Origin of the sequence: Ruminococcus sp. N15.MGS-57 (assembly GCF_000980385.1) — a bacterium.
Classification (GTDB): domain Bacteria; phylum Bacillota; class Clostridia; order Oscillospirales; family Ruminococcaceae; genus Hominimerdicola; species Hominimerdicola aceti.
Genome location: NZ_LARF01000010.1, coordinates 41942 through 49540, shown reverse-complemented (window position 1 = coordinate 49540; position 7599 = coordinate 41942). Strand labels below are relative to the sequence as shown.

At 43.0% G+C, this 7599-nt stretch carries 9 protein-coding genes; 4 read left to right on the top strand and 5 right to left on the bottom strand.

Annotation, left to right across the window (positions count from 1 at the left end):
• Positions 1–383: 383 nt before the first annotated feature.
• The 4 genes from WS40_RS03340 to WS40_RS03325 are packed head-to-tail and all read left to right on the top strand — an operon-like array spanning position 384 to position 2812.
• On the top strand, positions 384–680 hold the full coding sequence (locus tag WS40_RS03340) for a hypothetical protein (RefSeq protein ID WP_046440174.1): 297 nt from the start codon (positions 384–386) through the stop codon (positions 678–680).
• A gap of 8 nt (positions 681–688) precedes the next feature.
• Entirely contained in the window at positions 689–1054 is a 366-nt protein-coding gene (locus WS40_RS03335) for a hypothetical protein (RefSeq protein ID WP_022287829.1), read from the top strand.
• A complete protein-coding gene (locus WS40_RS03330; RefSeq protein WP_046440172.1) occupies positions 1054–1659 on the top strand; it encodes a flavin reductase family protein in 606 nt (201 codons plus the stop codon). Before WS40_RS03335 ends, WS40_RS03330 begins: the two co-directional genes overlap by 1 nt.
• A gap of 4 nt (positions 1660–1663) precedes the next feature.
• Entirely contained in the window at positions 1664–2812 is a 1149-nt protein-coding gene (locus WS40_RS03325) for a zinc dependent phospholipase C family protein (RefSeq protein WP_046440170.1), read from the top strand.
• Positions 2813–2854: 42 nt separating this feature from the next.
• Here WS40_RS03325 and WS40_RS11350 read toward each other — a convergent pair whose 3' ends face one another.
• The 5 genes from WS40_RS11350 to ftsH form a co-directional block, all read right to left on the bottom strand.
• Positions 2855–3637, bottom strand: a complete 783-nt coding sequence (locus tag WS40_RS11350) for a hypothetical protein (RefSeq protein ID WP_117864593.1) — start codon at positions 3635–3637, stop codon at positions 2855–2857.
• Positions 3631–4329: an ABC transporter ATP-binding protein gene (locus WS40_RS03315; protein ID WP_046440168.1), complete on the bottom strand. Its 699-nt coding sequence runs from the start codon at positions 4327–4329 to the stop codon at positions 3631–3633. Before WS40_RS03315 ends, WS40_RS11350 begins: the two co-directional genes overlap by 7 nt.
• A 60-nt stretch (positions 4330–4389) precedes the next feature.
• On the bottom strand, positions 4390–4650 hold the full coding sequence (locus WS40_RS03310) for a stage V sporulation protein S (protein WP_022287824.1): 261 nt from the start codon (positions 4648–4650) through the stop codon (positions 4390–4392).
• Between the two features lie 107 nt (positions 4651–4757).
• A complete protein-coding gene (locus WS40_RS03305; RefSeq protein WP_046440166.1) occupies positions 4758–5525 on the bottom strand; it encodes a TIGR00282 family metallophosphoesterase in 768 nt (255 codons plus the stop codon).
• A 118-nt stretch (positions 5526–5643) separates the two neighbouring features.
• Positions 5644–7584 carry an ATP-dependent zinc metalloprotease FtsH gene (gene ftsH / locus WS40_RS03300; RefSeq protein WP_046440163.1) on the bottom strand — a complete coding sequence of 647 codons (1941 nt, stop codon included), beginning with the start codon at positions 7582–7584 and terminating at the stop codon, positions 5644–5646.
• Positions 7585–7599: the final 15 nt, after the last annotated feature.

Below are 7599 nucleotides of genomic sequence, written 5' to 3'. Positions count from 1 at the left end.
AGGGACTCCACACTTCCGTCCCAGCGTTTCAGCCAGAAATATATATATGAACGTGATTTATTGTATTTTCTGCTCGCTCGGCTCACTCCATATTTCTTTGCGTAATTCATTAAGGATTGACGAAACTTCATATCTTGTGTTATACTATTCATGAGAGATAGGCTTCCTTTCTGATTTGAATTTGGTGTGGTAACTTTATTTTATCAGATTTTTGTCTATCTCTCTTTTCTTTTTTCTTAATTTTGTCCAATATCTATTGTAGCACTACAACCGTTACTTTTTTATTAATAGATAATACTTGAAATCTTCGGGATAATATAGTATAATAATTTTACATGTTGTTATCCTGATAGGAAAACTCAGGCAGAAGGAATGGTGATAGTATGAAAAAAGGAGTTATCTCTGTGAACTCAAATGCAGAGAAAACTATTATCGCAATGACGATATCCGTTGTTCTTGCCATTATTTTTGACGGCAAAAAGAAAAAGCCTGCAAAGCGCAAAAACTTTGCTCAGCGTGTTTCAAAGCACTATAAAACTATCGACAATATAATGCTTATGACAGTTGCAAAGGACGTCAAGAAAAAAGAGCAGGAACGTGCGGCTCTTAAAAAGAAAAATTCATACAAGACCAAGCTCCGTGACCTTGAGATACAAGACGCTGAGTTTATTGAACTGTAGGTGATATCATGACGGAATATTTCAAGCGTTACCGCAGTTTTGTTGCAAGCTGTCTTGAGGATAAAGACTGCGACTTTGCAAAGCTCCTTGATTATCACAAAGAACATATCGCTTTTTTTCAGCACGAACGGCTGATACATCTTATCGTGACGGTGCTTTTTGCACTTTGTACTGTCATGACGTTCATTGCCATTGCAGTTTGGCAGGTCATGATACTCATACCCCTTGCCATTGCGTTTCTCGTACTGCTTGTGCCTTATATAAAGCACTACTATTTTCTTGAAAATCAGACTCAGCTTCTTTATAAGGACTATGACAAAATATACAGACGAGTACATAATTTTGGACTTGACAACGAGAAAGGCGTGAAATAATGGAGTACACAAAATACACCAAGGAGCAGTGGAAAGGCAGCGTCATAACCTCTCCCCTGCCACCTACTCTCGTTACCTGCGGCAGTATGGATAAACCCAATGTGTTCACAGTTGCGTGGACAGGTATTCTCTGCACTCAGCCGCCAGTTACCTACATCTCCGTCAGACCTGAGAGATATTCCCACGAGCTTATCACTCAAAGCGGTGAGTTCGTCATAAATCTGCCGACCAGAGAGCTTGTGAAAGCTGTGGATTGGTGCGGTGTGAAAACCGGCAGAAAAGTGGATAAGTTCAAGGAAATGCGCCTTACCGCAGAGCCGTCTGCAAAGGTATCGGCACCTTTGCTGGCCCAGTCCCCTGTGAATATCGAGTGCAAAGTAAGAGAAGTCGTGAGCCTTGGTACACATGATATGTTCATTGCTGACATTGTGGGGCTTGACGTTGCAAAAGAATTGCTTGACGAAAAAGGAAAGCTTTGCCTTGACAAAGCGGGGCTTCTTGCCTACGCTCACGGAGAGTATTACGGACTTGGCAAAAAGCTTGGCACGTTCGGCTACTCAGTAAGGAAAAAGAAAAACAACAAAAATATCAGAAAAGGAAAATAGAGTTATGAAAAAAATTCTCACAGCCGCAGTTGCGCTGGCTGTATGCTATAGGCTCAGACCTATCAAAGCGTACGCATGGAGCGGCACTACTCACGAGGACATTGTGAAAAAATCACTTGCACTTCTGGAAAAGGAGAAAAAGCAGAAGCAGGTGACATTCTATAAAGACTATCACAGCGAGATACTCAAGGGCTGCACACAGCCTGACGAGGAAAACGATATGGACAAAGGTCATGGCAAGCATTATTACTCCTGCGTTAATCCAAAGGGCAAGGAGCTTCCTGAAACTAACGGCTATTACCGCAACCGCTTTGGTGACCTTGCAGTGAGCGCAAGAACTTGCCTCGAAGAAAACTACACCGCCGCAGTATCTCTTTACAAAAGCGGTGACATAAAAAACGCCATGCGTGTTCTCGGCAGAGCCGCACATTTTATTTCAGACATGGGCTGCACTGTTCACGTTGCAAACATGAAATATCAGGACAAGGCAAACAACGTGCATTACGCTTTTGAGAAGCACGTTTCCACCACCTGCACAAGACACACAGCCGACAGCTTCGACAAGCGTCTGCTGAAATACTACGGCAAGGATAACTTTGGCGAGGCTTCAAACAAGCTTGTAAAATACGCAGGCAAGTTCGTTGACACCATTTCTCACCTTGACCCAAGAGCTTTTGATGACGTTGCAAAGAACACTCTGCCTGTCACACAGCAGAATGTCACAGCGCTTCTTCTAAAATTCTATGACGATTGCACCTCTGACGCAGGGAATTACATACTTGACGGCAAGGCATACACATTCAAAAACGAGATATCAGGTCTTGTACTCACTGTTACCCCAAAGGGATTGCAGCTTGAAAAACCTGACAAGGAGCTTGAACAGAAGCTGACGGTCTGTCTTACAGCGGACGGCACATTCGGTTTGAAGATAGGCGACGGCGGATATGTAAACGCTTCATGCAAAGGCTATGACTATCTGAAAATAGACGGCAAGCCTGTTCAGTTCAGGGTCACTGCGCTGGGAAAAAGACGTTTCAGAATATCCACTGAGTCCACAGACTATGTAAAGGTGCTTGCAAACTCAAAGGGCGGAAAGCTCTCATTTGCTGACCTTGAGCCTGAAAACTCAGCTCAGATTTGGATACTTAACTAAAGATCACAACACAAAAAAGGCAGACTCATCGTCTGCCTTTTTTTACTGCAAATTATGTTTGCGTGTTATTATAAAATTAGTCAACAGGAAATATGCCAAAATATATGCGAACTGATACATTGTCATAAACACAAGTCTTAGGTTGAATGCCACTTCCGTATCGGGCAAGCGTGACGTTGGCATAAAGAGCATATTCCACAGAGAAAGGTCGCCTGCCAGATTGCTTATCATCGAGGATAACATATTGCAAGCGAAGATTATGGCAAAGCCTACAAGAACTTTGTGCTTGAAACAGTTTGAAAGGGAGATAACAAAATATAAGAATATCTGCAAGCCTGCAAACAGCGTCAGAGTATACAGGCATATCAGAAACGAAGTGAGCGGTTCTTCAGCAAAGCCGTTGCCAAATGCGTTTATAAAATCTCCCACAGAGTCAAGATACTCTGTTGGGTCGATAAGCAACAGCGAAAGCACAAAAACGATCATGCTTGCCGCCGACCATATAACAGAAGAAATGAACTTTGTGAAAATATGATAATATGGCTTGACAGGTATTGTCAGCATAAGATAGCCCTCGTCAGTGAAAAGGGTCTTGTGAAAGTTTGTCAACGATATGGTAAAACCCACAGTGAACAAAGCCCCCACGGCAATACCATAGGCAATGCTCACAACAATGAATATCATCAGAAAATTAGGGCTTTTAACGCTCTCACCGTAACGAAGCATAAGAGAAAATATCAGTGCAACTATCATATATCCCACCACAAGAGGGAAAAACTTTCTTGCCGAGCGTTTAAGCTCATATTTCAAAAGCTTGCCTAACATCTGTACACCTCCCTGAAAAGCTGATCCACAGACTTGCCGGTTTCGTTATGGATAGCGTCAACAGATTTATGCAACCTTAGCATACCATTTTGTATCATTACTACGTCGTCAAGGACAGGTTCGATATCTGCAATAAGGTGGGTGGAAATTACCACAGCCGCCCGCTCGTTGTAATTTGAGATTATGGTGTTGAGGATATAATCTCTCGCCGCAGGATCAACGCCTGCAATTGGCTCATCAAGAAGATAAACGTCAGCCTCACGGCTCATAACAAGACAAAGTTGCACCTTTTCTTTTGTGCCCTTTGACATTGTCTTGAACTTTGACGCAGGGTTTATCCCCAGCCTGTTCATCATATCCTGAGCCTTTGCTACATTGAAATTGCTGTAAAAATCCTGAAAAAACCTGAGCATCTCATTTACTTTCATATCGTCAGGTATGAAATTTCTGTCAGGCAGATAGGAAACCACTTTTTTAGTTTCCACGCCAATAGGCATTCCGCATATGAGTATATCCCCTGCCGTAGGTTTTATAAGTCCACAGCAAAGCTTGATAAATGTTGTTTTTCCGCTTCCGTTCGGCCCTAGCAGACCGATAATTTTACCCCTCTCCAGCGCAAGGTCAAGATTGCTCAGCGCTGTAAAGCTTCCATACTGCTTTGTAAGCCCATAAGTCTGCAAAACAGTTTCCATGCTGTCCCCTCCTTTGTAGCAAAAAGCAGCAAGACTTTAACACGCCTTGCTGCCGCATTATTATCTTTCTTCACAAATAAGCTTGATCGCAGTTCTTTCCTCACCGTCGATCAAAACGCTTGCAAATGCAGGGATACAAATAAGATCAATGCCCAATGGTGCAAGATAGCCCCTTGCGATTGCTATAGCCTTGATCGCCTGATTGGCTGCGCCTGCGCCCACTGCCTGTACCTCAACTGCACCGCTGTCACGGATAACGCCCGAAACTGCTCCTGCCACCGAATTAGGGACAGACCTTGAAGAAACCTTTAGAATTTCCACTTGAATACCTCCATAAGTAAATTCAAAGAATTTACCCCACTTATTATACAAACTATATTATACTACATACATAATAAAATTTCAAGCTTTATTAATACTTTTCGTTATTATCGCTTAATAACACGCTGTATATTTGTTGCTTTTCCCGATTTTTCATCAAATTTTACCACAACTCCGTTTATAAAGCAATCATTGGTGCTTTCTGAAAACCTCACAGGGGTGCGATATTTGAACTTATTTATGACTATATCACTGTCTACCCCAAGTACGGAAAGCTCAGGGCCTGTCATTCCAACATCGGTGATATAGGCGGTATGTCCGCCTAAGATCGTTTCATCAGCCGTCTGAACATGGGTATGAGTGCCAAGCACAGCAGTGCATCGTTTTTGCAGATAAAAGCCCATAGCCTTTTTCTCAGAAGTTGCCTCCGCATGAAAATCAACGATTATATTAGGCGTATCGATGCTTTCAAGAAGCTTGTCAACATAGTTGAAAGGATTTTCCACGGCTTCCATATACATCGTTCCCATAAGATTTACCACTGCAATTTTATAAGGACACATATCGATATAAGTCACTCCATGACCCATAACGCCCTCAGGGTAATTGGCAGGTCTTAAAAGTTGCTCGTTTGTGTCATAAAGCTCCTCAGCCTCACGTCGTCTGAAAGAATGATTTCCTGTCGTTACAACGTCAGCCCCCATGTTGAGAAGCTGTCTGTAAGACTGCGGTGTGATACCATTGCCCTGAGCAGAATTTTCACCGTTCACTACGGTCACATCTATATCATATTCACGCTTCAGCTTATACATTCTGCTTTCAAGAAAATCGCAGCCGCTTTGTCCCACAACATCTCCGATAAAAAGTAAATTCATTTGCTATCTCCGTTCTATACTGCATTTTACAGTTACCCTTATTATACACTATCCTTACTGCAAAATCAAGCAGACATCACAAAAAAATCAGACGCTTTTACACGTCTGATCTTTCATATCAATTATCGTCAACTGAAATATCATCAACTATCTCAGGAGTATCCTGGATTTCTGGTGTTTTATCAGGTTCGCCCATGAACTCGCTCTCTGTAAGCTCGCCATTCATAAGCTTCTCAAATGTTGCACCGTCAACCTTTTCATATTTCATAAGATACTTAGCCACAACATGAAGCTTATCCATATGCTCGTTGAGTATCTTTTCAGCGTCAGTAAATGCACTTTCAATAAGAGTTCTTATCTCATTATCGATCTCAGCCGCAACGTTATCGGAATAGCTTGGCGTATTAGTGTAATCCCTGCCAAGAAATACTTCATGATCGCCCTGACCGTATACAACTGGACCAAGATTGTCACTGAAGCCGTAGCGTGTTACCATGTTTCTAGCTGTGGAAGTAGCTCTCTCAAGGTCATTTGAAGCGCCTGTTGAGATGTCGTCAAGGATCAGCTTTTCAGCAACACGTCCGCCAAGAAGAACCACGATATTTTCGTACATCTCGTTCTTGCTAACATAAGATTTATCCTTGACAGGCAGGCTCATTGTGAAACCGCCAGCCTGACCTCTAGGTATGATAGATACCTGATGAACTTTATCTTGTGATTTGCTGTAGTATGTGCAGAGTGCATGACCGCCCTCGTGATAAGCGGTAAGCTTCTTTTCGTCCTCTGTGATGACCTTAGACTTTTTCTCAGGACCTGCCACAACCTTGATAGAAGCTTCCTCAAGCTCATCTTTGGTGATAGCCTTTTTATTCTTTCTTGCCGCAAGGAGCGAAGCCTCGTTCACAAGGTTTTCAAGGTCTGCACCTGTAAAGCCTACAGTTGATTTAGCAATAGTTTCAAGGTCAACGTCAGGAGCGAGCGGCTTGTTTCTTGTGTGAACTTTCAGTATAGCTTCTCTGCCCTTAACGTCAGGATAGCCCACAAGTATCTGTCGGTCAAATCTGCCCGGACGAAGAAGTGCAGGGTCAAGTATATCACGTCTGTTTGTTGCAGCCATAACAATAACAGAATCGTTATCCTCAAAGCCGTCCATTTCAACAAGAAGCTGGTTAAGGGTCTGCTCACGCTCGTCATGACCGCCGCCAAGGCCTGCGCCTCTCTGTCTGCCCACTGCGTCGATCTCGTCTATAAAGATGATAGCAGGAGCGTTTTTCTTAGCCTGTTCAAAAAGATCTCTTACTCTTGAAGCACCGACGCCCACGAACATCTCAACGAAGTCAGAGCCTGAGATAGAGAAGAACGGAACTTTTGCTTCGCCTGCAACCGCTCTTGCGAGAAGCGTTTTACCTGTACCCGGAGGGCCGAGGAGCAGAACGCCCTTAGGTATTCTCGCACCGATCTCGGTATACTTCTTATTATCACGGAGAAAATCAACGATCTCCTTAAGTTCTTCCTTTTCCTCATCTGCACCCGCAACATCATCAAAGGTAGCTTTCTTGCTGCTTGGTGCCATTTTGGCATTTGTTTTTCTGAAAGATGACATCTTTCCGCCACCTGCATTCTTCATCATGAACACAAAAAAGAATATCATAACGCCCAGCATAAGCAGCGTCGGTATCAGATTAAGCCAGAAGCTGTTATCCGATATCGGTATAAGATTATACTGCAAAGGATCGTCCGGATTTTCAGTATTATATTTCTTACGATAGTTCTCAGCGTCCTCACCGCCAAGGACTTCATTTGCAAACAGTGAAACATTTGGAACTGTATAACTATATACCTTATCCTCGCCCTTGAGCTTATACTTAAGCTGTCCGGAGCCAAGGTCAAGCTCAAACTGTGACACGTTCAGGCTGTCAAACTGTTCCATTATCTCCGAATATTTTTTGTCGGAAGATTTTGTGCTCATGCTTGTTAGCATATAGACCAATCCGCAGATTATGGCAACCGATACCAGCAGATAGATCAACAGGGTCTTTCCATTATTATTGTTTTTCAATCGATCACAACCTTT